Annotated in this window: 25 protein-coding genes; 17 read left to right on the top strand and 8 right to left on the bottom strand. The window is 71.7% G+C overall.

The genetic code is table 11. The annotated features are described in order from the left end of the window. Positions 1-39: 39 nt before the first annotated feature. Positions 40-933 carry an NAD(P)/FAD-dependent oxidoreductase gene (locus ACIGJI_RS06540; RefSeq protein WP_280567161.1) on the bottom strand — a complete coding sequence of 298 codons (894 nt, stop codon included), beginning with the start codon at positions 931-933 and terminating at the stop codon, positions 40-42. Positions 934-988: 55 nt separating this feature from the next. Here ACIGJI_RS06540 and ACIGJI_RS06535 point away from each other — a divergent pair, with 55 nt between their 5' ends. Genes ACIGJI_RS06535 through ccsB form a run of 5 tightly spaced genes read left to right on the top strand, consistent with a single transcriptional unit; the run spans position 989 to position 5,668 of the window. Then, positions 989-1,393 (top strand): MerR family transcriptional regulator, encoded by a 405-nt coding sequence (locus tag ACIGJI_RS06535; protein WP_187663329.1) that lies wholly within the window; start codon positions 989-991, stop codon positions 1,391-1,393. 55 nt (positions 1,394-1,448) lie between these two features. Further along, positions 1,449-2,099 (top strand): TlpA disulfide reductase family protein, encoded by a 651-nt coding sequence (locus ACIGJI_RS06530; RefSeq protein ID WP_363445440.1) that lies wholly within the window; start codon positions 1,449-1,451, stop codon positions 2,097-2,099. A gap of 16 nt (positions 2,100-2,115) precedes the next feature. After that, positions 2,116-2,880, top strand: a complete 765-nt coding sequence (locus ACIGJI_RS06525) for a cytochrome c biogenesis CcdA family protein (protein WP_363445442.1) — start codon at positions 2,116-2,118, stop codon at positions 2,878-2,880. 16 nt (positions 2,881-2,896) lie between these two features. After that, entirely contained in the window at positions 2,897-4,678 is a 1,782-nt protein-coding gene (locus ACIGJI_RS06520) for a cytochrome c biogenesis protein ResB (protein ID WP_363445444.1), read from the top strand. A gap of 9 nt (positions 4,679-4,687) precedes the next feature. Continuing rightward, on the top strand, positions 4,688-5,668 hold the full coding sequence (ccsB, locus tag ACIGJI_RS06515) for a c-type cytochrome biogenesis protein CcsB (RefSeq protein WP_025104442.1): 981 nt from the start codon (positions 4,688-4,690) through the stop codon (positions 5,666-5,668). A gap of 106 nt (positions 5,669-5,774) precedes the next feature. Here the strand turns inward: ccsB and ACIGJI_RS06510 are convergent, their stop codons facing one another. The 3 genes from ACIGJI_RS06510 to ACIGJI_RS06500 all read right to left on the bottom strand — a co-directional run bounded on the left by ACIGJI_RS06510 (position 5,775) and on the right by ACIGJI_RS06500 (position 11,240). Beyond that, positions 5,775-6,365, bottom strand: coding sequence for a 2'-5' RNA ligase family protein (locus ACIGJI_RS06510; RefSeq protein ID WP_363445446.1), 591 nt, complete (start codon positions 6,363-6,365; stop codon positions 5,775-5,777). A gap of 124 nt (positions 6,366-6,489) precedes the next feature. Next, the gene (locus ACIGJI_RS06505) at positions 6,490-8,457 is read right to left on the bottom strand and encodes a YhgE/Pip family protein (RefSeq protein WP_366244666.1); all 1,968 of its coding nucleotides are present in this window, start codon (positions 8,455-8,457) and stop codon (positions 6,490-6,492) included. Further along, complete coding sequence (locus ACIGJI_RS06500) at positions 8,454-11,240, bottom strand: MMPL family transporter (protein ID WP_363445450.1); 2,787 nt, start codon at positions 11,238-11,240, stop codon at positions 8,454-8,456. Before ACIGJI_RS06500 ends, ACIGJI_RS06505 begins: the two co-directional genes overlap by 4 nt. A gap of 129 nt (positions 11,241-11,369) precedes the next feature. Between ACIGJI_RS06500 and ACIGJI_RS06495 the strand changes: the two genes are divergently transcribed. Further along, on the top strand, positions 11,370-11,996 hold the full coding sequence (locus ACIGJI_RS06495; protein WP_259952956.1) for a TetR/AcrR family transcriptional regulator: 627 nt from the start codon (positions 11,370-11,372) through the stop codon (positions 11,994-11,996). Here the strand turns inward: ACIGJI_RS06495 and ACIGJI_RS06490 are convergent. After that, positions 11,993-12,979 (bottom strand): o-succinylbenzoate synthase, encoded by a 987-nt coding sequence (locus ACIGJI_RS06490; protein ID WP_187663337.1) that lies wholly within the window; start codon positions 12,977-12,979, stop codon positions 11,993-11,995. The genes ACIGJI_RS06495 and ACIGJI_RS06490 overlap by 4 nt on opposite strands. 89 nt (positions 12,980-13,068) lie before the next feature. Here ACIGJI_RS06490 and ACIGJI_RS06485 point away from each other — a divergent pair, with 89 nt between their 5' ends. From ACIGJI_RS06485 to ACIGJI_RS06435, 11 genes are all read left to right on the top strand, one after another. Further along, entirely contained in the window at positions 13,069-13,401 is a 333-nt protein-coding gene (locus ACIGJI_RS06485; protein WP_187663339.1) for a PadR family transcriptional regulator, read from the top strand. A 1-nt stretch (position 13,402) separates the two neighbouring features. Beyond that, positions 13,403-14,362: a permease prefix domain 1-containing protein gene (locus tag ACIGJI_RS06480; RefSeq protein ID WP_363445453.1), complete on the top strand. Its 960-nt coding sequence runs from the start codon at positions 13,403-13,405 to the stop codon at positions 14,360-14,362. 5 nt (positions 14,363-14,367) lie between these two features. Continuing rightward, positions 14,368-15,288, top strand: coding sequence for a 1,4-dihydroxy-2-naphthoyl-CoA synthase (locus ACIGJI_RS06475; protein ID WP_102208055.1), 921 nt, complete (start codon positions 14,368-14,370; stop codon positions 15,286-15,288). A 25-nt stretch (positions 15,289-15,313) separates the two neighbouring features. After that, entirely contained in the window at positions 15,314-16,465 is a 1,152-nt protein-coding gene (locus ACIGJI_RS06470; protein ID WP_363445455.1) for an AMP-binding protein, read from the top strand. A 29-nt stretch (positions 16,466-16,494) separates the two neighbouring features. Next, on the top strand, positions 16,495-17,286 hold the full coding sequence (locus tag ACIGJI_RS06465; RefSeq protein WP_363445457.1) for a methyltransferase domain-containing protein: 792 nt from the start codon (positions 16,495-16,497) through the stop codon (positions 17,284-17,286). Positions 17,287-17,340: 54 nt separating this feature from the next. Next, positions 17,341-18,522, top strand: a complete 1,182-nt coding sequence (locus tag ACIGJI_RS06460) for a histidine kinase (protein ID WP_363445459.1) — start codon at positions 17,341-17,343, stop codon at positions 18,520-18,522. After that, a complete protein-coding gene (locus tag ACIGJI_RS06455) occupies positions 18,519-19,154 on the top strand; it encodes a response regulator transcription factor (protein WP_060922342.1) in 636 nt (211 codons plus the stop codon). The genes ACIGJI_RS06460 and ACIGJI_RS06455 overlap by 4 nt, the downstream gene beginning before the upstream one ends. A 167-nt stretch (positions 19,155-19,321) precedes the next feature. Then, positions 19,322-20,083 carry an ABC transporter ATP-binding protein gene (locus ACIGJI_RS06450; protein ID WP_136051761.1) on the top strand — a complete coding sequence of 254 codons (762 nt, stop codon included), beginning with the start codon at positions 19,322-19,324 and terminating at the stop codon, positions 20,081-20,083. Beyond that, positions 20,080-21,540 (top strand): ABC transporter permease, encoded by a 1,461-nt coding sequence (locus tag ACIGJI_RS06445; protein WP_259952970.1) that lies wholly within the window; start codon positions 20,080-20,082, stop codon positions 21,538-21,540. The genes ACIGJI_RS06450 and ACIGJI_RS06445 overlap by 4 nt, the downstream gene beginning before the upstream one ends. Before the next feature lie 18 nt (positions 21,541-21,558). Continuing rightward, complete coding sequence (locus ACIGJI_RS06440; RefSeq protein WP_363445462.1) at positions 21,559-22,221, top strand: 2-phosphosulfolactate phosphatase; 663 nt, start codon at positions 21,559-21,561, stop codon at positions 22,219-22,221. A gap of 26 nt (positions 22,222-22,247) precedes the next feature. Continuing rightward, a complete protein-coding gene (locus tag ACIGJI_RS06435) occupies positions 22,248-22,760 on the top strand; it encodes a DUF3054 domain-containing protein (protein ID WP_363445464.1) in 513 nt (170 codons plus the stop codon). A gap of 31 nt (positions 22,761-22,791) precedes the next feature. Here the strand turns inward: ACIGJI_RS06435 and ACIGJI_RS06430 are convergent, their stop codons facing one another. The 3 genes from ACIGJI_RS06430 to ACIGJI_RS06420 form a co-directional block, all read right to left on the bottom strand. Further along, entirely contained in the window at positions 22,792-23,280 is a 489-nt protein-coding gene (locus ACIGJI_RS06430; protein ID WP_187663348.1) for a SprT-like domain-containing protein, read from the bottom strand. 44 nt (positions 23,281-23,324) lie between these two features. Beyond that, positions 23,325-23,852 carry a hypothetical protein gene (locus tag ACIGJI_RS06425; protein ID WP_187663349.1) on the bottom strand — a complete coding sequence of 176 codons (528 nt, stop codon included), beginning with the start codon at positions 23,850-23,852 and terminating at the stop codon, positions 23,325-23,327. An 81-nt stretch (positions 23,853-23,933) separates the two neighbouring features. After that, on the bottom strand, positions 23,934-24,794 hold the full coding sequence (locus tag ACIGJI_RS06420) for a fused MFS/spermidine synthase (RefSeq protein ID WP_363445466.1): 861 nt from the start codon (positions 24,792-24,794) through the stop codon (positions 23,934-23,936). Positions 24,795-24,813: the final 19 nt, after the last annotated feature.

Below are 24,813 nucleotides of genomic sequence, written 5' to 3'. Positions count from 1 at the left end.
CATCCGGCCCGGAGATGGGACCAATCGGGCGATTCGACGTCAGAGGGACTGGATCACTCCCACCGCGGCGAGCTGACCCGCGGCGGCGGCGAGCAGGACCGAGGCCATCGGGCCGGGGAGGGTCGCGCGATGGGCGAGGTCGCCCGCCGCAAGGACCCCAGGACGCGACGTCCTCCCGAACTCATCGATCTCGATGGACCCCGACTCCAGCATCCGCAGCCCGAGGTCCGCGGCGAAGGGCGCCCGGTGTCGCATCGTGCCGGAGGCCACGAACACGCCCGCGACGTCGAGGTCGCCCTCGGCGCTGCGCACCCGCACCCCGTCTCCGTGCGCGGCGACAGCCTCGACCGGAGCGGAGGCCACCCGTACCCCGAGCTCCTCCAGCGCGGTACGGTCCTCCGCGGCGAACGGCTCTCCCACCGGGACCACCGTGATCTCGCCGACGATCCGGCCGAGCAACCCGATCAGATGGGCCGCCCGGGGTGCCGCGCCGAGGATCGCGATCGGCTTCCCGGCGTGCTCGTGTCCGTCGCAGAACGGGCAGCTGAAGACCCGGACGCCCCACAGCTCGGCGAGACCCCGCACCGGCGGGAGATCGTCCGCGACGCCGGTCGCCAGGATCACCCGTCGTGCGTCGGTCACCGACCCGTCGGCGAGGCTCACCGAGAACCCCGTCTCCGCGTCGCCGGAGATCCGTTGCGCCGCGACGTCCCGCACCTCGACGTCCGCATAGGCCGCGAGCTCGGCCCGGGCCTGGGCGCGGAGGTCCGCCGGGGCCTTCCCATCGGCACCGATCATGTTGTGCATGTGCTGCACGGTGCCATTGCGGTACTCGCCGGAGTCCAGCAGGAGCACCGGCCGATGCATCCGTCCGAGGGTGAGAGCCGCCTGGAGTCCGGCGGGGCCGGCACCGATCACGATCGCGTCGTACATGGGGGTTCCCTTCTCGCGTCTTGCGTTCGGCACCAGTCTGTGACTTCATGTCAACATGAAGTCAAGCGACCTGCATCCCTGGTCCGTCGGCGAGGTCGCCGCGCGTTTCGACCTGCCGACGAACGTCCTGCGGCACTGGGAGACGGTCGGCCTGCTGCGGCCACCCCGGGACGCGGCGGGCCGGCGTCGCTACGGCGAGGACGAGGTCGTGCGCATCGCCGTCATCCAGCGCAGCAAGGCCGCCGGCATGAGCCTCGACCAGATCGCCGTGCTCCTCGACGACGGCAGCGCGGGCCGGCATCAGGTGCTGCAGCAGCATCTCGACGACCTCGACAGGCGGATGGAGGAGATGCGCCGATCCCGGGAGATGACGGAGCACGCCATGGGGTGCCGGGCGCACGACATCGCGACCTGTCCGCGGTTCCGCGCCGGGGTGGACGACGTGCTCGCGCGCTTCTGACTCCCCCCGGGGGTACCCGGCCGATGCATAGGAAGCTCTGCGTAAACTCGGAGACGTGTCCCGCGCTTCCAGGATTCACCCGATCCGCAACGGCCGCCCCTCCCGTCTTCGGCCCCTCGGCCGCCTGGGCGGAGCCGCGCTCGCTGCGGTGCTCGCCGTCGGTCTGAGCGCCTGCGCCCCCGACGCCGTGAGCGAGTCGTTCCTGAGCGGCGAGAACACCGGGTACGTCGGCGCCGACGGCGCGATCGTCGAGATCCCCGTCGCCGAGCGTGGCGAGCCGGTCGAGTTCGCCGGAGTCACGGAGCACGGCGAGGACTTCGACAGTGCTGACATCGCAGGACAGGTCGCGGTCGTCAACTTCTGGTACGCCGGCTGCGCCCCGTGCCGCGTCGAGGCCCCCGACCTGGAGGCCGTCTGGCAGGAGCACAGCGACGCGGACGTCCAGTTCATCGGCATCAACACGCGGGATCAGGCCGACACCGCGGCCGCGTTCGCCGACGAGTTCGGGATCACGTACCCGAGCCTCATCGACGTCGACACCGCCGAAGCCAAGCTCGCCTTCGCGAAGGTCGTGCCGATCTCGGCGACCCCCACCACGCTCGTGCTCGACAAGCAGGGGCGCGTCGCCGCGAAGATCATCGGTCCGATCGACGGCACCTCCGTCCTCTCCACGCTCGTCAAGGACGCGCTCGCGGAGGACTCCTGATGTCCACGAGGTCGTCGTGAATCCGGGGACGATCATCGACTCCGGGGCCCTCTGGCTGGCGATCCCGGTGGCCATGGTCGCGGGCCTCGTCTCCTTCCTCTCACCGTGCGTGCTCCCGCTCGTGCCGGGCTACCTCGGCTTCCTCGGTGGAGCCGTGGCGCCGCGGGGATCGTCGACGACCGGCAGCACCACCCAGACCGCCACCCGAAGCCGCCTCGTGCTCGGTGTGCTGCTGTTCATCCTCGGCTTTACCGTGGTGTTCATCCTCTACACGGTGCTCGGCGGCACTGCTGGCGTGTTCCTGCTCCAGTGGGGCGACCTCATCACCCGCATCCTCGGCGTCGTCATCATCGCGATGGGCCTGGTCTTCCTCGGGCTCTTCGGGTTCGCGCAGAAGGAGCTCCGCTTCCACGTCGACTCGAAGGCCGGGATGGTCGGTGCCCCGCTCCTCGGCGTCGCGCTCGGCATCGGCTGGGCGCCCTGCATGGGCCCCACGCTCGCCGCCATCCTCGCGCTCTCCTTCAACGCGGGCGACCCCGTGCGCGCGGGCTTCCTCGGCCTCGCGTACTCCCTCGGCCTCGGCATCCCGTTCCTGCTCGTGGCGCTCGGCTTCGGCTGGGCGACCAAGGCCATCGGGTTCCTGCGCCGCCACATCCGGGTCGTGAACATCCTCGGCGGCGTGCTGCTGATCCTGCTCGGCATCCTGATGGTCACCGGCCTGTGGACCGACATCATGTCCCGACTGACGGCGGTGATCGGCAGTGTCGACCTCCCGCTCTGACCGCTCCGAGACGACCATGACGAAGAACAAGAGTGCCGTGACGAACGACTCCAGCGATCCGCTCCGCCCGTCCGATCACGTCGACGGCGACGACACGATCACCCAGCCGCGCCTCGGATTCGTCGGCTGGCTGCGGTGGGGGTGGCGTCAGCTCACCTCCATGCGCACGGCGCTCGTCCTGCTGCTCGTGCTGGCGATCGCGGCCATCCCCGGGTCGATCTTCCCGCAGCGGATGGCCGACCCGAACGGCGTGACGCAGTGGGAGCGCGACAACCCCGATCTGTTCCCGGTGCTCGACGGGCTCAAGCTCTTCGACGTGTACCTGTCGCCCTGGTTCTCGGCGATCTACCTGCTGCTGTTCACCTCGCTCGTCGGCTGCGTCATCCCGCGCATCAAGCACCACGCCAAGGCGCTGCAGGCCCGCCCGCCGCGCACGCCCGCGCGACTGCGACGCCTGGAGGACTACCGCGCCGTCACCCGCAACACGGTCGCCGACTCCGGCACCCGCACCGGAGACGCCGCCGCGGAGGCCGCCGCCTCGATCGACGTCGCCACGAAGCAGCTCAAGGCGCTCGGCTACCGCGTGGAGCGCTATGACCGGGGGCGCACGTACTCCGTGTCGGCCGAGCGCGGCTACTGGCGGGAGACGGGTAACCTGCTCTTCCACCTCGCCCTCGTCGGCGTGCTCGTGACGATCGGCGTCGGCGGCGGCTTCGCCTACACCGGCCAGCGCGTGCTCGTCGAGGGGGAGACCTTCGCCAACACGCTGCTCGACTACGACTCGATGAACCGTGGCCGCTTCGTGGCCGACGACTCCTTCGCGCCGTATTCGATGCGGCTCGACTCCTTCGACGTCACATATCAGCCGTTCGGCGAGCCGGGCTCCGGCCAGGCGGGCAACTTCTCCGCGAACATGACCATCCAGGAGAACGGCGAGGAGCGCGAGGGCGCCGTCAAGGTCAACGAGCCCCTGGGCGTGGCCGACGACGACGTGTTCCTGCTCGGCAACGGGTACGCCCCGACGGTGACGGTGCGCGACCCCGAGGGAAACGTGGTGTTCCACAACAGCACGCCCTTCCTCCCGCAGGACAACAACATGACCTCGCTCGGAGTGCTCAAGGTCCCGGACGGCCTGGCCGAGCAGGTGGGCCTCGTCGGCTTCTTCTACCCGACCACGGGCGTGCTCGACACGGGCGCCTTCTTCTCGGCGTACCCCGACCTCACGAACCCGACGCTCACGCTCGACGTGTACACGGGTGACCTCGGGATCAACGACGGTGTGCCGCGCTCGGTCTACGTGCTCGACACCTCCGACATGACCAAGCTCACCGGACGCAGCACCGACGTCGAGTCGATCGAGCTGTCCCCGGGTGAGACCGCGCAGCTGCCGAACGGCCTCGGCTCGGTGACCTTCGACGACGAGTCGCCGGAGGGCGCCACCGACACCTCGGAGTCCGTCAAGCGCTTCGCCTCCCTGCAGATCCACCGCGACGAGTCCGGGGTGTTCGTGCTCGGCTTCGCGCTGCTCGCCCTCGGCGGCCTCATGCTCGCCCTGTTCGTGCCGCGTCGGCGCGTGTGGGTGAAGGCCACCGCGACGGACGGCGCGGTCGACCTCGAGTACGCGGCCCTGGCTCGAGGGGAAGACCCCACGCTGGCCCGCGCCGTGGACGACCTCCGTGCCGGGCACGCCCGGCTGCTCGACGCCGCGGGCGGCACGGCCGCCCGTACCCCTGAAGACGCCGACGAGGATGCCGCGGACGCCGCCGCGGACCCTGCGGCCCCGGCACCCGGAAAGTAGACTGACACCATGCTCGAGCTCACCGTGATCTCGCCCGTCCTGCTGTGGACGGCGATCGCGATCTACGCGGCGGCCTTCGTGGCCTACGCCTTCGATCTCGCGCGCCGCTCGCAGGCGACGGCCGACGCCCACACCGTCCGCGAGGGCGAGCTCGTGGCCGCCGGTCGTTCCGGTGGCGTCTCGGCTTCCGCACCCGTCGATGCGCCCGGAGCTCCGAAGCCGCAGCGCTTCGTCATGGCGCGAATCGGCACCTCGCTCACCGTGCTCGGCTTCGTGTTCCACCTCGCCGCCGCTGTGACGCGCGGCATCGCGGCCGGTCGGGTGCCGTGGGCGAACCTGTACGAGTTCGGCATGGTCGGAACGCTGCTCATCATCGCCGTCTACCTGGCGGTGCTCACCCGCCTCGATCTGCGCTTCCTCGGCACCTTCATCACGGGCCTCGTCGTGGTGCTGCTCGGGCTGGGCGCGACGAACTTCTACGTCGAGGTCTCGCCGCTGATGGACCCGCTGAAGAGCGTGTGGCTGATCATCCACGTGTTCGTCGCCTCGCTCGCGACCGCGTTCTTCGCCCTCGCCTTCGCGCTCTCGGTGATCCAGCTCATGCAGGCCCGGCGCGAGCGGCTGCTCGGTGAGGGGGCGGCCAAGACCGGCCCCGGCTTCCTGCGCACCTTCCCACCGGCGGAGCGCCTGGAGAGCCTGGCGTACCTGTTCACGATCATCGGCTTCATCCTCTGGACCTTCACCCTCATCGCCGGGTCCATCTGGGCGTACTACGCGTGGAGCCGCTTCTGGGGCTTCGACGTGAAGGAGACCTGGACCTTCGTGATCTGGGTGCTCTACGCCGGGTACATCCACGCCAGGGCGACCCGCGGCTGGCGCGGCAACCCTTCGGCCTGGCTGTCGATCGTCGGCTTCACCGCCGTGATCTTCAACTTCACCATCGTCAACGTCTTCTTCAAGGGTCTGCACGCCTACTCCGGCCTGAGCTGAACCGGCCGAGCACAGCTTCGGAGATCGCGAGGGACACACCGACGGGCGGACCTCGGTCGCGGTGTGTCGTCCGGCATCTCCGAAGTCGTGCCCGCCGCGACGGAGCTCAGCCGCCGAGGGGGATGACCTCGGCGTGCTCGACGCCGCCCTCGTACCAGACGAACTCGGCCTCGGTGACGACCTCCGTCGGCGCGGGTGTGAGCGGACGGACCTCGGTGGCGGCGAGCTGCTGCCATGTCTCAGGGGCCAGCGTCTTGCCGTAGAGCACCGAGAGGTGGAAGGTCCAGTCCTCGACGGAGAGCTCGTCGAGGCGACGGAAGTCCGTCGGCCGGAGCACCTCCGTCAGCGAGGCGTATGCGTGCACGAGCGCGGGGGTGCGGGCGAGGCGTAGGATCACGATCTGCCACGGCGCGGGGAAGACGTCCACGGCGTCGGCGGTGAGTTCGAGAGGACTCTGTTCCGCGGCCCAGGCGCGGATCAGGGCCCGCAGCTCCTCCCGGCGCTCCGGCTCGAAGAAGCCGCGAAGCGTCACGTGCTCCGTGTGCGGATGCCGCAGGGGCGTCCCCAGGCGATCGAGCGCGCCCTCCTGGATGGCCCGATATTCAGAAGCGACGGCCTCCGTCGGCCGGAGCACGAGATACTGCTGTCCTTCGAGGCTCGCGAGCTGGTCCGGAGTGTCCATGAACGGTCGGCGCATGGCACGAGGGTACGGGGTGTCGTCGTCGCGTCCGTGCACTGTTTCGGAGAACGGACGCGACATGCCGTCGGCAGGGGGTGTCCGGCGGCGTGTCGTCCGTGATCTCCGAAGTTGTGCCCGGGGGTCAGGCGGTGACGACGGCGCGGGCGGTGGTCGTGCGACGGACCGCGACGACCACCGTCGTGGCGACGAGCGACAGCACGCCCCAGACGATGAGGGCGGCGACGGCGGCCCCGCTCGCCTCCACGAGACCCGCGAAGGCCGGTGCGGTCGGGAGGGCGGCCCCGATGCTCGCGAGCCAGTCGGGCACGGTCGAGATCAGTCCCGTCGCCACGGCGATGACGCCGATCAGTGCGGCGATCCAGCGTCCGACGCCGCCGAACACCGCCACGAGGGCCTGGTTCACCGCGGCGAACACCACCCCGGCGAGGACGGCGGTGCCCGCGAACGCCCACCATGCCGCAACGTCATAGTCCGCCACGGTCTGCACGATGAGGGAGACGATCAGACCCTGCGCGGCGCCGATCGCCGCGGCCGGCCAGAACGCGCGGAGGGTGAGGGAGGCGGACGAGCGTCGCGACGTGAGCGTGCGCGCCGTGTGGGCGCGGAGGACCAGGAACGACGCGAGACCGCCGAACCACAGCACCACCGCGGTGAGCAGCGGGATCGCGGTGGGACCGAAGAGCGAGCCCATCGAGGAGTCGGTCGCCACGGGATCGGCGATCACCGACGCCAGCGATGTGGACTCCTCGTCGCTGAAGGACGGGCGGGAGTCCGCCGCGGTGCGCAGTCCGCCCGCGAGGTCGCCGGTGCCGGTCGCGAGGGTGTCGAGGCCGGTGGCGAGTTCCGTGCTGCCGTCGGCGAGCTGGGTCGCGCCGTCGGCGAGCTGCGTCGCGCCGGACGACAGGGCTCGCGCTCCCGCCGCGGACTGATCCACGCCCTCGCTCGCGAGGCGGTTGAGCCCGCCGGCGAGCTCTGTCGCCCCGGCGCCCGCCTCGCCGAGCTGAGTGCCCAGGGTGGAGAAGGTTCCGGGAAGCGCGGCCACACCCGCGGCAACCTCTTCGTTGTTGAGGATGCCGGAGGCGGTTCCGGCCGACGTGGCCGCTGCCGCCGCCTTCGAGGCGAGGCCGGAGAGCTGTCCGCACTCCGGCGATTCCGGATCGGCGGCGCACGCCGTGGCCGCCATCGTCCCGAGACCCTGTGCGACCGTGGCCGAGTCCGTCGCGGCCGACTTCGCCGAGGCGCCCGCCGACTGGATGCTACCGGTGAGCTTCTGGACGCCGGCGACCCGGCCCTGCAGCTCGGTCGCCGCGGAGGTGAGTCCCGCACCGATGGTGCCGGCGCCGGTCGCCGCCTGCCGGGTCTGCCCCGCGATCGTGTCGAGGCCGGATGCGAGGGTGGAGGCCCCGGTGCCCAGCTCTCCGGCACCGGCGGCGAGCTGCGTCGCGCCCTCCGGGAGGGCTGCGGCGCCGGTGGCCGCGTCGCGGGCGCCCTTCGCCAGCTCCCGGGCCCCGTCCGCCGCATCGCCGATCTGGTCGCCGATGGTGGTGAAGCCGACGAGGATGTTCTCGGTCGTCGCCTCGGACAGCATGGTGCCGAGCGTCGAGGCCGCCACGTCGGCGATCTGTCCGGTGATGAGGTCGTCGGCCACGAGGCCGTCGTCGGGCGTCGTCACCTGGATCGTCGCCTGCTCCGCGTCCCCGCCGCCGTCGGCGACCGCCTGGCCCGCGGAGGTCGCCGCGGCCGAGAAGTCCTCGGGGATCGTGATGACGGCCTGGTACGAGCCGTCGGCGAGTCCGTCGGCGGCGTCCTCCTCGTTGGAGATGACCCACGTGAGGTTCGAGTCGAGGTCGTCCGACCCCTCGACGAGCCCGGAGGCGAGCTGGCGCCCCAGGGGAGTGGTCTGGCCGTCGATCTCGACGGGCTCGTCGAGGTTCACGATGGCCGCGGTCATGGAGTCGAGGCGTTCGGTCGGGTTGTAGAGCGCCGCCATGAGGATGCCGCCGACCGCTGCCGGCAGCAGCAGGACGCCGAGGATCGTCAGCCAGGTGATGGGTTTGCGCGAGCGGGCACGCTCGAGGGGGAGGGTCATGCGGGCACCTCGGTCGTTTCTGCGGCGCTCGGGCGGGGCGCGCGCGTGTCGAGAACGTCGGCGGACGGCCATCCGGCCTCCGCGAGAAGGGAACGGGCCGCGTCGGGGTCGGCGGCTGTGGCGAACACGGCGAGATCACGACGGGACTTCGCATCGCGCAGCATCGCTGCGGCCTGGTGGCGCTCGCCGCCGCTGAGCCGGTCCGCACCGTCGATCACCACGAGCTCGGAACGACCGCGGAGGGCTTCGCGGAGATCGGCGAGGACGGATCCGTCGTCCGCCGCGAGCACGCAGCCCACGTGCGAGCGGACCCAGGCCGCACGTCCGGGCAGCAGGTGACCGACGACGCGGAGGCGCCCGTCGGCCGGAGCGATCCGGGCGCCGATCGTGAGCGCGAGGGCGCGCAGCGTCCCGGCGTCCGTGCCGCTCACGACGAGGGCCGCGCCGGGCGCGAGTCGCAACGTCAGCCCCTCCGCCGCGGAGATACCGGCGCCGAGCTCCAGGTCGTCCGCGGCGACGAGCGACCCGTCTCCCGGCCAGGCTTCGAGGTGCCGTTCGCGCTCCACCGCCTCGCCCTCGATGTCCACCCGAGGGAGGATCCGCTCCAGCCACGACGGGATCTCCCATGCGCGCTCGCCGAGGATCGCCATCAGCGCCGGGATCAGCGTCATCCGCACGAGGAAGGCGTCGAAGGCGATGCCGGCGGCGAGTCCGAGGGCGATGGGTTTGAGGGAGGAGTCGCCCTCGGGTACGAAGGCCACGAACACCGCGAACATGATGAGGCCGGCCGCGGTGACGACCTTCGCCGACCCGGTGAACCCGCTCCGCACGGCGCGCAGGGCCGCCGCACGCCGGGTGGCGCGGTTCACCGACCCCGCACCCCGGCGCAGGTCGGGATCGTGCACGAAGTCCTCGCGCATCCGCGACACCAGGAACACCTGGTAGTCCATCGCCAGGCCGAACAGCACGCCCATGAGGATGATCGGCATGAAGCTGATGATCGGTCCGACCTTCGCCACATGCAGGACGTCGGCGAACCAGCCCCACTCGAAGACCGCCCCGACGACACCGAAGGCAGCGACGATCGACAGCAGGTAGCCGGCCGCGGCGGTGATCGGCACCCAGAGAGAACGGAACACGATGGTGAGGAGGATCAGCGAGAGTCCGATCACGAAGATCCCGAACGGCAGCAGAGCCGCGCCGAGCTGATCGGAGATGTCGATGCCGACGGCGGTGAAGCCGGTGACCTTGAGGTCGATGCCGAACTCGTCCAGCCACTCGTCGTGGTGGCTGCGGAGCTCGCGCACGAGGTCGGCCGTCGCGGGGTCGTCGGGAGCTGTCTCCGGGATGATCTGCACGATGCCGGTGTCGGCGGTCTCGTTCGGCGTCGCGAGGGCGACCTCCTTCACGCCGGGAACCTCGGCCACCGCATCTCCGAGGTCTTCCATGAGACCGAGCGGGTCGGTGGAGGTGACGATGGTGCCGGTGAGGATGAGGGGGCCGTTGAAGCCGGGACCGAATTGCTCGCCGACGAGGTCGTAGTTCTGTCGCGCCTCGGAGTCCTTCGGCAGGACGCCGGCGTTCGGCAGGGCGAGGTCGAGGCTGAGGGCGGGGACGGCGACGATGCCGAGTCCGAGGACGACCGCGAGAGAGACGAGGACGGGGTGCTTCGTCACGCCCTCCACCCACCGACGGCTGCCGCGGGGCTTCGTGGCGGCGTCCTTCGCGGCCGCCTTCTTCGGGGCCTTCGTGCGCTTCGGCCGTCCGGCCACGCGCCCCTTGAGGAAGCCGAGCAGGGCGGGGGTCAGCGTCACGGCGATCGCGACGGCGACAGCGACGGCGACCGACGCGGCCACGCCCATGGTCGTGAGGAACGGGATCCCGGCGAAGCCGAGGCCGATCAGCGCGATGAGCACGGTGACGCCCGCGAAGACGACCGCCGAGCCGGCCGTGCCGACCGCTCGCGCGGCCGATTCCTCGGGCTCCACACCCTGTCGGACCTGGTCCTGGTGGCGAGCGACGATGAAGAGCGCGTAGTCGATGCCGACCGCGAGTCCGAGCATCAGGGCGAGCAGCGGCGTGGTGGAGGAGACGGTCGCGAAGGCGGTCGCCGTGAAGATCCCGGCCATGGAGATGCCGACGCCGAGGATCGCGGTGAGCAGGGGGAGTCCGGCGACGACGAACGACCGGAACGTGACGATGAGCACGAGGAGCGCGATGAGCAGGCCCACGGCCTCGGTGAGCGTGACGCCGGGGATCGAGATCGCGAAGAGGTCTCCGCCGAGCGAGGCCTGCGCGCCGTCGGGGAGCTCTTCCGCCAGCCCGTCCACCGTGGAGCGCAGGGCGTCCTTGGTCTCCTCGGAGACGTCGGTGGACTCGCCGTCGAACTGCAGGCGCACGATGGCGGCCGTGTCGTCGTCGTTGATCATGCCGTTGACCATCTCGTCGTACGGCGAGGTGGCGGCGAGGACCTCGTCGAGGTCGCCGAGCTCCGACACGGCGTCCTCGATCGGCTCGCGGTACTCGTCATCGGTGATCTCGTCGCCGTCCGCGGCCACGACGATGAACTGGGCGTTCGTGCCGCTCACCTGGGGGAAGGAGCGGGAGAGCTGCTCGAGGCCGGCCTGGGACTCGGTTCCGGGGATGGAGAACGTGTTGTCGGTGCCGGCGCCGAGGACCACGGCTCCGGCTCCGGCGATGCCGAGGGCGAGGAGCCAAGAGACGAGGACGCGCCACGGGTGGCGGAAGGACCAGCGTCCGAGGGACGAGAGGAGTGTGGACACGCGAATCTCCGTGGGGTGCCGGGTGGATACACAGGTGTATCCGATACATAGATGTATCGTAAGGTCATCCGCCATCCGGAGTCTGTGCACCGGGTGTGAATCGTCGAGAGGGAAGGCCAGGAGGTTCCGATGTCGTCACCCGCCACCCGCAGCCGGGAGAACACGAAGGCGCGTCTGCTGGAGGCCGCCGCGCAGGTGTTCGCCGAGGTCGGTCTGGACGGCGCCTCGGTCGAGGCGGTCTGCGAGCGCGCCGGCTTCACGCGCGGGGCGTTCTACTCGAACTTCGACTCGAAGGACGAGCTGTTCCTGACCCTCGCTGCCGGTGTCGCCGACGCGAGGGTGGCGGCCGTGCGGACTCGCGTGGAGCAGATGCGGGCGGACGGGGAGCTCGCCGACGACTGCGACCCGACAGATCTCGTCCAGCAGATCATGGAGCTCGGCAGCGACGACCGCCTGGGCGTGATGCTGATGAGCGAGATCCGGATCCGCGCCCTGCGCGACCCGCAGTTCGGCGAGGCCTACCTCGCCCAGGAGCGCGAGATGGTGGCGAGCATCGCACGCATCGTGGAGGACATCGTGGAGGCGGCGGGCACGCTGCGTCTCCGGCTGCCCGCGACCGATGCGGCGCGCATGCTGATGATCCTCTGGGAGGGCATGACCGTCCGCGGCGCCATGGCCGGCCGCGACGACGCGGCGCTGCGGCACTCCGGCGGCGAGGAGCTCGGGCGGCTCGTGGAGCTCCTCGTCGAGTCCTAGGCGCTGCGGGCTGCGAGCAGTTCGTGGTGGCAGCGGGCGAGGCGGGCCAGCCACCATTCCCGGCGTTCGTCCGCGGCGGCGAGGCGCGTGAGGGCTGACGGGTCGGGGGACAGGCGTCCGACCGGGATCGCCCCGTCGGCGGGGCGGAGGTCGGCGACGTCGTCCTGGAACAGCGAGGCCGTGCCCAGGCCGCAGTCGTAGTCGAGGGTCGGGAGGGCGGCGGCCAGGGCGGCTCCCTGCGTCAGGCCGATCGCGGTGTCCAGCGCGCTGGAGACGACCGCGGGCAGGCCGGCCGCGGTGACGATCTGCAGCGCGTGGGTGAGCCCGCCCAGCGGCTGCGCTTTGATGACGACGATGTCCGCGGCCCCCGCGCGCGCCACGGCGAGGGGGTCTCCGGACTTCCGGATGCTCTCGTCCGCCGCGACCGGGATCCCCATGTAGGCGATCCGCCGGCGCAGCTCGACGAGCTCGGGCACCGAGGCGCACGGCTGCTCGACGTACTCCAGGTCGAACGCGGCGAGCGCGTGGACGGCGTGCTCGGCCTCGTCGACGTTCCACAGGCCGTTGGCGTCGATCCGGATGCGGCCCTCCGGCCCGAGAGTCTCCCGGACGGCGCGGACCCGGTCGACGTCGTCCGCCAGCACCTGCCCGGGCTCGGCGACCTTGACCTTCGCGGTCCGGCATCCGGAGAAGCGCGCCAGGACCTCGGGCACGCGAGCGGCGTCGACGGCCGGCACCGTGGCGTTGACGCCCACCCGATCCCGCAGCGGTGCGGGTTGCGGGGCGTAGGCGTAGTCGATCGCGGCGGCCAGCCAGGTCGCCGCCTCGGCGTCGTCGTATTCGACGAAGGGGGAGAACTCGGCCCAGCCCTCCGGCCCTTCGAACAACAGGGCCTCCCGTGTGTCGACGCCGCGGAAGCGGGTCTGCATCGGCAGGGCGACGACGCGGGCGGAATCGAGGAGCTCCGTGACGGCGGGGATCATGACCCCATTGTGCGCCACGACCCTCGGGAGCATGTGGCACGGAGATGTGTCGTTGACAATGGTGTGTGACACACACTAATGTGATCGACATGAACGAGACGCTCGACACGCACCTGCAGGAACTGCGCCGGGGCACGGTGGTCCTGGCATGCCTGCAGCTGCTGCGCACGCCGGAGTACGGGTACGCGTTGCTCGAGCAGCTCGAGAGCCGGGGCTTCGCCACCGATGCGAACACGCTCTATCCGCTGCTCCGTCGTCTGGAGAAGCAGGAATACCTGACGAGCGAGTGGAACACCGACGAGGCCCGTCCTCGCAAGTTCTACCGCACCTCGGAGGCCGGCATCCGGCTGGCCGACACCCTCACCGACGAATGGCGCGCGCTCACCGGCGCGATCGCCTCCCTCACCCCCGAGGAGAACTGACATGACCACGAGCACGCTCACCGAGCGTTACATCAGCGCCACGATCCGCAGCCTCGCACCGGAGGCGCAGGACGAGGTCCGCGCCGAGCTCGAAGCCGCCATCGCCGACGCCGTCGACGCGAGGCGGGAACAGGGCGAGAGCCCGGAGGAAGCGGAACGGGCCGTCCTCACCGACCTCGGCGACCCGGGCATCCTCGCCGCCGGATACGCCGACCGGCCGCTGCACCTCATCGGCCCTCGGTACTACCTCACCTGGTGGCGGCTGCTGAAGATGCTCCTGTTCATCGTGCCGCCGTTCGCGGCCGTCGGGGTCGCGATCGGACAGCTGATCAACGGTGCCGGTCCCGGAGAGGTCATCGGCGCGGTCGTCTCCGTCACGCTGTCGATGATCGTGCACCTGTGCTTCTGGGTCACGCTCGTCTTCGTCGTGCTGGAGCGCACCGGTGCGGACACCGGGGTGCGATGGGACGTCGATCAGCTCCCCGAGCCCACGGAGCACGGGGCCGCCCGCGCCGACGTGATCGCCTCGCTCGTGTTCCTCCTCGCCGGCATCGGTGCGATCGTGTGGGACGCCACGCTCGGGTTCTTCCCGACCGGCGGCGACCCGATCCCGATCCTGGCGCCCGCGCTCTGGCCGGTGGGCATCGGCATCCTCCTCGCGCTCATGATCGCCGAGGCCGGACTGGCCGTCGCCGTGTACGCGCGCCGCCGGTGGACCGTCGCCGCCGCCGTCGTGAACACCGTCCTCGCGGTCGCCTTCGCGGTGTGGGCGCTCACCCTGCTCCTGCAGGGCGAACTGCTGAACCCGGCCTTCCTGGAGTTCGTGTTCACGGACAACGGGGTGGATGCCGACACGATGCGCGTCCTCACGGTGATCACGGGTGTCTGCCTCGTGGCCTTCCCGGCCTGGGACATCGTCGATGGGTGGATGAAGACGGCGCGTGCCCGGGGAATAGGCTGAAGACCGTGACCGATGCCTTCGTCTCCGACCTGTTCGATCCCGCCGAGTGGGAGCTCGCGCCCGGCGCCGAGCACTACACCGACATCACCGCGCACGTGAGCCGCGACGGCGGGGTCGCCCGCATCGCCTTCCACCGGCCCGAGGTGCGCAACGCCTTCCGCCCGCACACTGTCGACGAGCTCTACCGCGCCCTGGACATCGCGCGGCAGGACGCGCGCATCGGGGCGGTGCTGCTGACCGGCAACGGACCGAGCCCGAAGGACGGCGGCTGGGCGTTCTGCTCCGGCGGCGATCAGCGCATCCGCGGCCGCGACGGGTACAAGTACTCGGATGCGGAGACCGCCGTCGTCAGCGGAGCGTCCGCTGCGGCTGTCGGGCGGCTGCACATCCTCGAGGTGCAGCGGCTCATCCGGTTCATGCCCAAGGTCGTCATCGCCGTGGTCCCCGGGTGGGCGGCCGGCGGCGGCCACTCGCTGCACGTGGTGTGCGACCTGACCATCGCATCGGCCGAGCACGCGCGCTTCAAGCAGACGGACGCCGACGTCGGCAGCTTCGACGCCGGGTACGGCTCCGCCTACATGGCCCGGCAGACGGGGCAGAAGTTCGCGCGGGAGGTGTTCTTCCTCGCCGAGGAGTACTCGGCGCAGCGGGCCTACGAGGCGGGCGCCGTGAACCGCGTGGTGCCGCACGCCGAGCTCGAGCGTGAGGCGCTGAAGATGGCGCGCACCGTGCTGACGAAGTCGCCGACGGCGATCCGGATGCTCAAGTTCGCCTTCAACGCGGTCGACGACGGCCTCGTCGGCCAGCAGGTGTTCGCGGGAGAGGCCACCCGTCTCGCCTACGGCACCGACGAGGCGGTGGAGGGCCGGGACTCCTTCCTCGAGAAGCGCGCCCCGGACTGGTCGTCCTTCCCCTGGCACTACTGAGTCCGCACGAGAGACGGAGCCGACCGTGACCGCGCTGATCCCGACCGACGCCGAGGACACCACGCTGCTGCGGGAGGCGCTGCTCCGGGCGCTCGACGAGGGACCGGCTCTCGGGTTCGGCATGCTCGCCGACGCTCCGGCGGAGGTGGACGACGGCATCGCCGCAGTGATCGCGACCTCCGGATCCAGCGGCGTCCCGAAGCGGGTGGCGCTGAGCGGCGAGGCCCTGCGGGCGAGCGCGGAGGCCACCGCCGCCCGGATCGGCCGCGGGCGCTGGCTGCTCGCCCTGCCGGCCGGTTACGTCGCGGGGCTGCAGGTGATGGTGCGGTCGATCCTCGCGGGCACGGAGCCGACCCGGATCGAGGGGCGGTTCACGCCGCACGCGTTCGCCGAGGCCACGCGGGGCATGCTGCACGCCACGACCGCCGGTGTCGTCCCCGCGCTCTACACCTCCCTCGTCCCGGCGCAGATCGCGACGTTGCTGGACGCGACAGGGGAGCCGGGGGTGCTCGCGGCACTGCGGGCCTATGAGGCGATCCTCGTCGGCGGGCAGGCACTCCCGGATCCGCTGCGGGAGCGGGCGGCCGACCTCGGGGTCCGTCTCGTGCGGACCTACGGCTCGACGGAGACCAGTGGCGGCTGCGTGTACGACGGCGTCCCGCTCGACACCGTGCACGTCCGCGCCGTCGACGGGGAGCTGCGGATCGCCGGCCCCCTGCTCGCGGAGGGGTATCTCGGGGACCCGGCGCTGACCGCGCGCACGTTCGCCAGGGACGAGCACGGCATCCGCTGGTACCGGACGGGAGACCTCGGTCTCGTCGAGAACGGTGTGGTCCGCGTGCACGGCCGCGCCGACAACGTGATCGTGTCCGGCGGCATCAACATCTCGCTGGACCGGGTGGAGCGGATCGTGCGCTCGGTGCCCGGGCTGCATCAGGCCGTGGTCGTGGGGGTCGACGACGAGCGCTGGGGGGAGGCCTCGGTCATCGTCGCGGCGCGCGGTGAGGCCCTGCGGCGCAGCGAGTCCGATCAGCTCGCCCAGGCCAGGGAGGCGGTGGCCAGGGAAGTCGGCGCCCACGCCCGTCCGTCCCGTCTGATCCTCGTGGACGAGCTCGACGTCCTCTCCTCAGGCAAGCCCGACCGCGAGGCGATCCGCCGCATGGTCGCCTCCCTCTAGCCCGTCGACGGGAGTGCCAGACTGAGCGCATGGCCTCGTACACGCATGGACACCACGAATCCGTCCTCCGCTCGCACAGTGTGCGGGACATCGCGAACTCGGCGGCGTATCTGCGACCGCACCTCACGGCCGAGACCCGGCTCCTCGACGCGGGGGCGGGGCCCGGATCCATCACGGTGGACTTCGCGGGAGTGGTCGCGCACGTCACCGCGACCGAGATCGACGACGCCGCACTGTCCCTCTCGCGTGACCTCGCCGCGGCGCAGGGAGTCGCGAACATCGCCTTCTCCATCGAGGACGTGCACGCGCTGAGCTTCGCCGACGACTCCTTCGACGTCGTGCACGCGCACCAGGTGTTGCAGCACGTCGCCGATCCGGTGCAGGCGCTGCGGGAGATGCGTCGGGTTGCGAAGCCCGGGGGACTGGTCGCCGCTCGTGACGCCGACTACGCGGGCTTCCTGTGGTTCCCTGTCCTGCCGGAGCTCGATCGCTGGCTCGCGCTGTACCGCGCCGCCGCCCGGGCGAACGGCGGAGAGCCGGACGCCGGGCGCCGCCTGCTGTCCTGGGCGCGGGCGGCGGGCTTCGAGGACGTCACGGCGACCGCGTCGACCTGGTGCTACGCGACCCCGTCCGAGCGCGCCTGGTGGGGCGGGATGTGGGCCGACCGCATCCTGGAGTCGGCGCTCGCGCGGCAGCTCGTGGACCAGGGCATGGCCACGCGCGCCGATCTGCAGGAGATCAGCGACGCCTGGAAGCGCTGGGCCGACGACGGCGACGGCTGGTTCCTCGTGCCGCACGGGGAGATCCTCGCCCGCGCCTGACGGATACATCCCGCGACGGATGCCGGTCCCCGGGCGCTCGCGTAGCGTGGGGGAGTGATCCGTCCGCTGTCCCGTACCGGCCTCGTCCTCGACATCGTCGGGGCGGTGCTGCTGTTCGCGCTCCTGACGCCGCTCGGGGTCGTGTTCTACGCCCCGCAGCCGGAGCTGGCCGGCTCGTCCGCGGTGAACGTCATCGGGCTGATCTCGTCGTCGGTGTTCCTGTTCGGCGGGGTGGCGATCGGACGCCTCGCTCCCGGTCTCGCGCTCGCCGCCGCCTGGGCCGGAGCCATCGTGCAGATGCTCGCCGGCTTCGGACCGCTGCCGACCGACTTCGCGATCCTCCTCGTGCTGTACGCGACGTCCGCGTGGGGGTCGCGCCGCGTGCTCTGGTGGGGGTTCGGCTCCGTCATCGTGGGCGGCATCGTCGCTTCGCTGTACCTGGTCTTCGTCGGGGGCGTCGCGTTCGGCTCCGGCAGCGGGTGGGAGCTCGTGACCGGCGGCACTCTGCTCGTGGCAGCCTCGATCATGGCGCTCGGGTTCGCGTGGGTGTGCGGCCTCCTCTGGCGGGTCGTGCTGCGCAACCGGCGCACGCGCTCGGCGCAGCTGCAGGCCGAGGCCCTAGCCGCCGAGGAGCAGGAGCGGGTGCGCATCGCGCGGGACATGCATGATGTTGTCGCCCACTCGCTCGCGGTCGTCATCGCTCAGGCTGACGGCGCGCGCTACGCCGCGGCGGTGAAGCCCGAGATCGCGACGGAGGCCCTCGGCACGATCGCGCAGACCGCCCGCGGAGCCCTGAGCGATGTGCGGATGCTCCTCACCCAGCTCCGCCATCGGCAGGGGGACGGTCCGCAGCCGACCCTCGCCGACCTCGAGACGCTGTTCGCCCAGGTACGCCAGGCCGGCATCGAGCCGCGGGTCACGGTCGACCCGATGCCTCCGGGGGAGCCACCGGGGGCGATCCAACTCGCCGTCTACCGGATCCTCCAGGAGGCGTTGACGAACGCGATCCGCCACGGCGACGGCGCGGTGGACGTGCATCTCGCGTGGCTCCCCGATCGCGTGGACATCGAGGTGCGCAACGCCATCTCGCCGGAGTCGACGCCGGGCGGGCCCGGGGGACACGGTCTGATCGGCATGCGCGAGCGGGCGCAGCTCGTGGGCGGTAGTCTGCAAGCCGAGCGCCGTGGTGCGCAGTTCGTCGTCCAGAGCAGCCTTCCGATCGGAGCCCCGCAGTGATCAGAGTCGTGCTCGTCGACGACCAGGCGCTGTTCCGTGCAGGTATCCGCATGCTCGTGGCCTCCCAGCCGGACCTCGAGGTCGTGGGGGAGGCGGGGAACGGGCAGGAGGCGCTCGCCGTGGTCGCCGCGACCCGGCCCGACGTGGTCCTCATGGACATCCGGATGCCGGTGATGGACGGGCTGACCGCGACCGCCGAGATCCTGTCCCGTCCGGAGCCCCCGCGCATCGTCATGCTCACCACGTTCGACCTCGACGAGGCGGCGGCGCGGGCGATCCGGCAGGGGGCGAGCGGCTTCCTCCTCAAAGACGCCGATCCGGAATTCCTGCTCGCGGCGATCCGGACGGTGCACGCGGGGTCGAGCGTCATCGCGGCGTCGGCGACCCGCGAGCTGTTCGAGCACTTCGCGGAGGCTCCGAAGCCGGTACCCCCGCAGTATGCCGAGTTGACGGAGCGGGAGCGGGAGATCTTCGCGCTCGCCGCCCGGGGCCTCTCGAACGCCGAGATCGCCGCGCGGGAGTTCCTCAGCGAGGCCACGGTGAAGACGCACATCAGCCGCATCCTCACGAAGCTTGCGCTCCGCGACCGTGTGCAGCTCGTCGTGTTCGCGTTCGAGCACGGCCTCGCCTGACGCCGACCCACCCCCTTCTGTTCGACCCGGCCCTTTACAGCGGGCCGTAGAGGGGTGGGTCGAACAGAAGGGGGTGGGTCGAGGGGAGGGGGATCATCCTCCCGATGTATCGGGATGCTCCCGGAGGGCGACGCGGGGGGACCGGGCGCGGAAATAGCGTCGGAAGCATGGAGATCACGACCACCGACCTCGGGCTCGCCGCCCGCGTCCAGCACCTGAAGAAGACCTACGGTTCGGGCGAGGGCACCGTCCGCGCGCTCGACGATGTGAGCGTCGGCATCCGCCGCGGACAGTTCACCGCCATCATGGGCCCGTCCGGATCCGGCAAGTCCACCCTCATGCACATCATGGCCGGCCTCGACAGCCCGACGGAGGGGCGAGCGTGGATCGGCGACACCGAGATCACCGGCCTCGGCGACCTCGACCTGACGATCCTGCGCCGCCGCCGCGTCGGGTTCATCTTCCAGGCGTTCAACCTCGTCCCCACGCTCGACGCCCTCGGCAACATCCTGCTGCCGTTCGAGCTCGACGGCCGTCGGCCCAGCGCCATCGAGCGGGCACGGATCGACGGTCTCATCGAGACGCTCGGCCTCGGCAAGCGCCTCGGGCACCGGCCGCACCAGCTCTCGGGCGGACAGCAGCAGCGCGTCGCGATCGCCCGCGCCCTCGCCACCGCCCCCGACCTGGTGTTCGCGGACGAGCCCACGGGCAACCTCGACTCCCAGACCGGACGGGAGGTGCTGCGCCTGCTCGCCTCCGCCAGCCGGGAGCACGGCCAGTCCATCGCGATGGTCACGCACGACGCGATCGCGGCCAGCCACGCCGACCGGGTGCTCTACCTCGGCGATGGGCGCATCGTCGCAGACCACCCGCGGCAGACCGCGGAGCAGATCTCCGCGTACATGCTCGCCGCGGAGGTGTCGGCATGACCGCGCTCACCACGGTCGTCCCGGAGACGCGGACGACCGGACCCCGGCTGGCCTGGCTCCGCGACCGCGGCATGGGCGCGAGCGTCCTCGTCGCCGCGCTGTCGTCGGCGTTCGGGGTGTTCCTCGTCGAGATCACGGCCTACATCGGCGCCGTGCTCCAGGCCGATCCGTTCATCGGCGACAGCGGCACGCTCGCGGTCGTCGTCGCGATCCTGTCGGTGCTGCTCACGGCGGTGGCGATGTACGTGGCGGCGATCGTCACGGCGAACACGTTCTCGACGATCATCGCGGGACGCACACGGCAGATCGCGCTGATGCGTCTCATCGGGGCGACGGCGCGATCGCAGCGGGCGCAGGTCGGCCGGCAGGGCCTCGTCGTCGGGCTCCTCGGAGCAGGGCTGGGGCTGCTCGCCGGCCTCCTCCTCTCCGCGGCCGCGGTGCAGCTCGGCGGACAGCTCGTCGCCACCGCGCCGTCGTCCTTCTCGCTCGCGCAGCCCGCTCTCGCCCTTCCGGCGGTCGGCGTCGCGCTCACCACGTGGGCCGCCGCATGGGTGGGCTCCCGCCGCGTCCTCGCGGTGACCCCCCTGCAGGCTCTGGGCGGCGCGGTGGAGCGCACGCGCGACGAGGTCTCCGGGCGGAAGGGCCGCCATGTCGGGGCCTGGGTGCTGTTGATCTCCGGCGCTGCTCTGCTCGCGGGCGGGGTCGTCCTCGGCCTCGTCACGCCGCTCGGGGTCGTGGTCGCGTTCTTCGGCGGCATCCTCTCCTTCACCGGGCTGGCCCTGGGGTCCGTGCTGTTCATGCCGCCGGTGCTCCGGCTCGTGGGGCGGATGTTCGGGTCGAGCGCGACCGCCCGTCTCGCGGCCGAGAACGCCCTGCGGTACCCGGAGCGGTCGTCGCGGATGGCCATCGGCGTCGTCATGGGCGTGACCCTGGTGACGATGTTCGCGGTGGCGCTGGAGTCGTCGAAGCGCCTCATGACGAGCCAGACCACGGAGGAGATCCCGGCCGAGTTCTTCGCGCCCTACGACGCCTTCGCGGCGATCATGATGGTGCTCGTCGCGGTCTCCGCGGTGATCGCGGCGGTCGGCCTCGTCAACCTCCTCACCATCGGCGTCGTGCAGCGTCGTCGCGAGCTGGGGCTGCTGCGCTCGATCGGCCTGTCCAACCGGCAGGTGCGCCGCATGGTGCTGCTGGAGGCGACGCACATCACGGTGGCAGCCACCCTCACCGGGCTCGTGCTCGGGGTGCTCTACGGGTGGATCGCGGCCCAGTCGCTGCTGGGCTCCGTGCCGGTCCTGCCGGAGTTCACGCCCGCAGGGCTGATCGCTCCGCAGGTGCCGTGGCTCCCCGTGGTGATCATCGTCGCCGCGACGGCGCTCCTCACCCTCGTGGCCGCCGCGACGCCCACCCGGTTGGCGACCAGGGTGGCTCCGGTCGAGGCGCTCGCCGCCGACTGACGGCTCTAGGCTGGACGGATGCCGTCGCCGTTCGATCAGTCCCCGTACCAGGTCCGACTCGACTGGGGGGTGTCAGGGCTCGCCCGCCTCGCCCCGGCCGACGTCGTCGTGGTGATCGACGTCCTCCGGTTCTCCTCGACGGTCGTCGACGCGGTGGCCGCGGGAACGAACGTCGACCTCTCGACAGCCCTCGGATGGTCGCGGAACGGGGCGGCGGTGGCCGATGCCGCCGCCTCGACCGGGGCCACCGTCCTGCTGGGGGCGATCCGCAACGCCGGTGCCGTGGCCAGGGCCGTGCAGGTCGAGCAGGAGCGCCGGCAGGGCCGCACCTCGGTGGCACTCATCCCGGCGGGGGAGCTCGACGCCGCGGGGGAGCTGCGCGTCGCGGTGGAGGACCAGCTCGGGGCCGGCGCGATCGCCGCGGCTCTGACCGATCTCGGCATCGACCACACGGCGCCGGACGCGGCCGTGGCAGCGGAGGGCTTCCGTGCCCTGCGGCGCGCGGTGAAGCACCTGATCGGGGCGACGGGTTCCGGACGCGAGCTGCAGGCCGGCGTCCCGGCCACCGATCGGATCCGGGCCGCCGGACTGGAGCCGACCAGCACCGCCGACGCGGCCGTCCTCGATGCCGCGGACACCGTCCCCGTCCTGCGCGACGGGCGGTTCACGCGCTACGAGTGAGCGCGCCTTCCGCGTAGGGTCGAGGAATGAGGTTCCTCCCCGCTCTCCTCGTCGACGCCGTCCTCGTCCTCGTCTTCGCCGCCATCGGCCGGGCCTCCCACCAGGAGGACCCGGCAGGGTTCCTTCTCACGGCCTGGCCCTTCCTCGTCGCCCTGCTGCTCGGGCACGCTGTCGCGGCGCTGCTCCCCGGGCGCCCGCGTCGGCCGTGGTCGCTGCCGTGGGGCGCGGTGGTCTGGGCGGTGACGGTCGTCGGCGGCATGCTGCTGCGGCTGCTCAGCGGAGACACCGCGGAGCTGCCCTTCATCATCGTGGCGACGCTCGTGCTCGGCGTGTTCCTGCTCGGCTGGCGTGGGCTCACCGCGCTCGTCCGTCGCCGACGCGTGACCGCGGCGGCTGCGACGGGGGAGGACTCCGCCGTGCCCGCTCCGGAGGCCGCACCGGTCGCTGAAGAGGTGGCGCCGGATGAGGCGCACACGCCCGATGAGGAGAACCGATCCGCCTCCGATGAGCAGGCCCGTCCCGGCGGCCCGTCGGCCTGACACGGCTCCGCTCGCGCCGCTCCGGCAGGACTCAGCGCGGCGCCTGCGCCGCGAGCCGGGCGTCGGTGGTGATCTCACGACGCGTCCAGGCGAACAGATGCTGCGCGTCGAATGTGCGGGAGCACCGGGCGCAGGACGTGGCTCGCGTCGGGCGCCGGTGGCGGTACGTGACGTGTCCGGCCGGGCATCGCCCCACCCAGGGGGCGAGCTCGACCGCGGTCTCCCCGTGATGCGTCGTACCGCCGACGTAGCCCAGGTCGCGCGCCACGCGCTTCCACGCCGGACCGTGCGCCGCCTTGTGCCCGGCGAGCGCGTGCGCGACCTCGTGCAGCAGCACCTGATGGATGTCGTCGTCCTCGAAACGGGCGGCGAGGTACCGCGACACGGTGATGCGCTTGCGCGTGTAGTCGCACTGCCCGGCGCGACGCTTGGCATGGTCGAAGTCGAACGACCAGCTGTCGTCGAGATGCAACCGGATCAGTGCCTCGCCCCAGACGCGCACGCGGTCAAGTTCCGCCATGCGCTCAGGCTAAGGCATGCCGCGGACACTCAGGCGCATCGGCGTCAGCCCGCGACGAGCTGCGCCGGACGACGACGCTCCACGGCCTCGATGGCCAGCAGCACCGTCTCGAGCTCGCGGTCCTCGGCGCCGGACTCGCGCCGCAGGAACAGCGACTGCTTGAAGCTCTCCCGCGCGGTCTCGTAGTCTCCCGCGTCGTAGGCGTTCTTGCCGTGGTGCTGGTAGGCGAACGCGGCGATCGACAGCCAACGCTGGCCCTCGGCCTCCGTGGCGCAGGTGGCCAGCTCCTGCTCGGCGGCGGCGTGGGCCCCGCGGTACTGCAGGATCGTGGCGTGGAGCACGCGGGCGCGGAGCACGTCCTTGCGCGTGCCGGCCATGCGGGCCTGCCGCACGGCCTCGTCGGCGAGGACGAGGGCGTCGTCGAGGCGACCGAGCACCTTCAGCAGCCACACGCGCTCGAGCAGGGCGGGAAGGCTCCGCTGCTCCTCGATCTCGTCCAGGCGGGCGGCGCACTCATCGAGGTCGACGCGTTCGCGGAGGCTCTCCTGGTCGTATCCCCGGATCAAACTCATTGCTCTCCTTCCGCGCGTCCCCGCGACTGTCCCCGTCCAGTCTGCCTGCCGCTTCCGCGCTCCTCGGGGCGGCGCGCCCGGTCAGCGCAGGAACAGCGACGCATCCGGGCGCGGGGAGGCGACCGCGTCGGCATCGGTGACGATGCGGGCCCCCTGGAGGAAGGCGCGGGCCTCGTCCCCCTGGGCGATCTTCGCGGGGTGCGGGCCGGCGGCCAGTATCCGCGGCAGCCACTCCGTCGGCAGCGGCGCGGCGGATGCCGCCAGCACGAGATTGCCGAAGCGGCGGCCCTTGAGCACCTGGGTGTCGGCGAGGATGCCGATCTCCGGAAGGACCTCGGCGATCGTCGCGGCCTGTCGACGGGCGAACGCGAGACCGGGGCCGTCGGCGACGTTGACCAGCAGCACCCCGCCGGGCGCGAGCAGCGCGGCGAGCTCGCGGTAGAACTCCACGCTCGTGAGGTGGGCGGGGGTCTGCGCGCCCGAGTACACGTCGGAGACGACGAGATCGCAGGCGGTGTGCAGGGCGGCCGGGAGCTTGCGGACTCCCTCCCTGGCATCGCCGATGCGCAGGCGGATCGCCGCCCCCTTCGGCAGCGGGAGGTGCTCGCGGACGAGCTGGACGAGCGGGGCCTCCAGCTCGATGACCTGCTGACGGGACCCCGGCCGCGTCGCGTCGATGTAGCGGGGGATCGTCAGGGCGCCGGCGCCGAGGTGGACGGCCGTGAGCGGTCCGGGGCGGAGCTGGTCGATCACGGCGCCCATCCGCACGATGTACTCGAAGTGCAGGTGGGTGGGGTCGTCCAGATCGACATGGGACTGCGGGGTGTCGTCGACCACGAGCTCGAAGCCGCTCGTGAACTCGGAGGGGAGGATGCGGGCGATGCCGCCGTGGTCGAGACGGGTCTGCGGGTGCTCGGCATCCCGTGATCGCGTCCGTCCCATGTCGTCGAGCCTACGCCGC

The sequence above is a fragment of the Microbacterium sp. NPDC064978 genome, from assembly GCF_044543605.1.
Taxonomy (GTDB): domain Bacteria; phylum Actinomycetota; class Actinomycetes; order Actinomycetales; family Microbacteriaceae; genus Microbacterium; species Microbacterium meiriae.
Note: the sequence above shows the minus strand (reverse complement) of the source record. Positions and strands in the feature narration are given on the sequence as shown.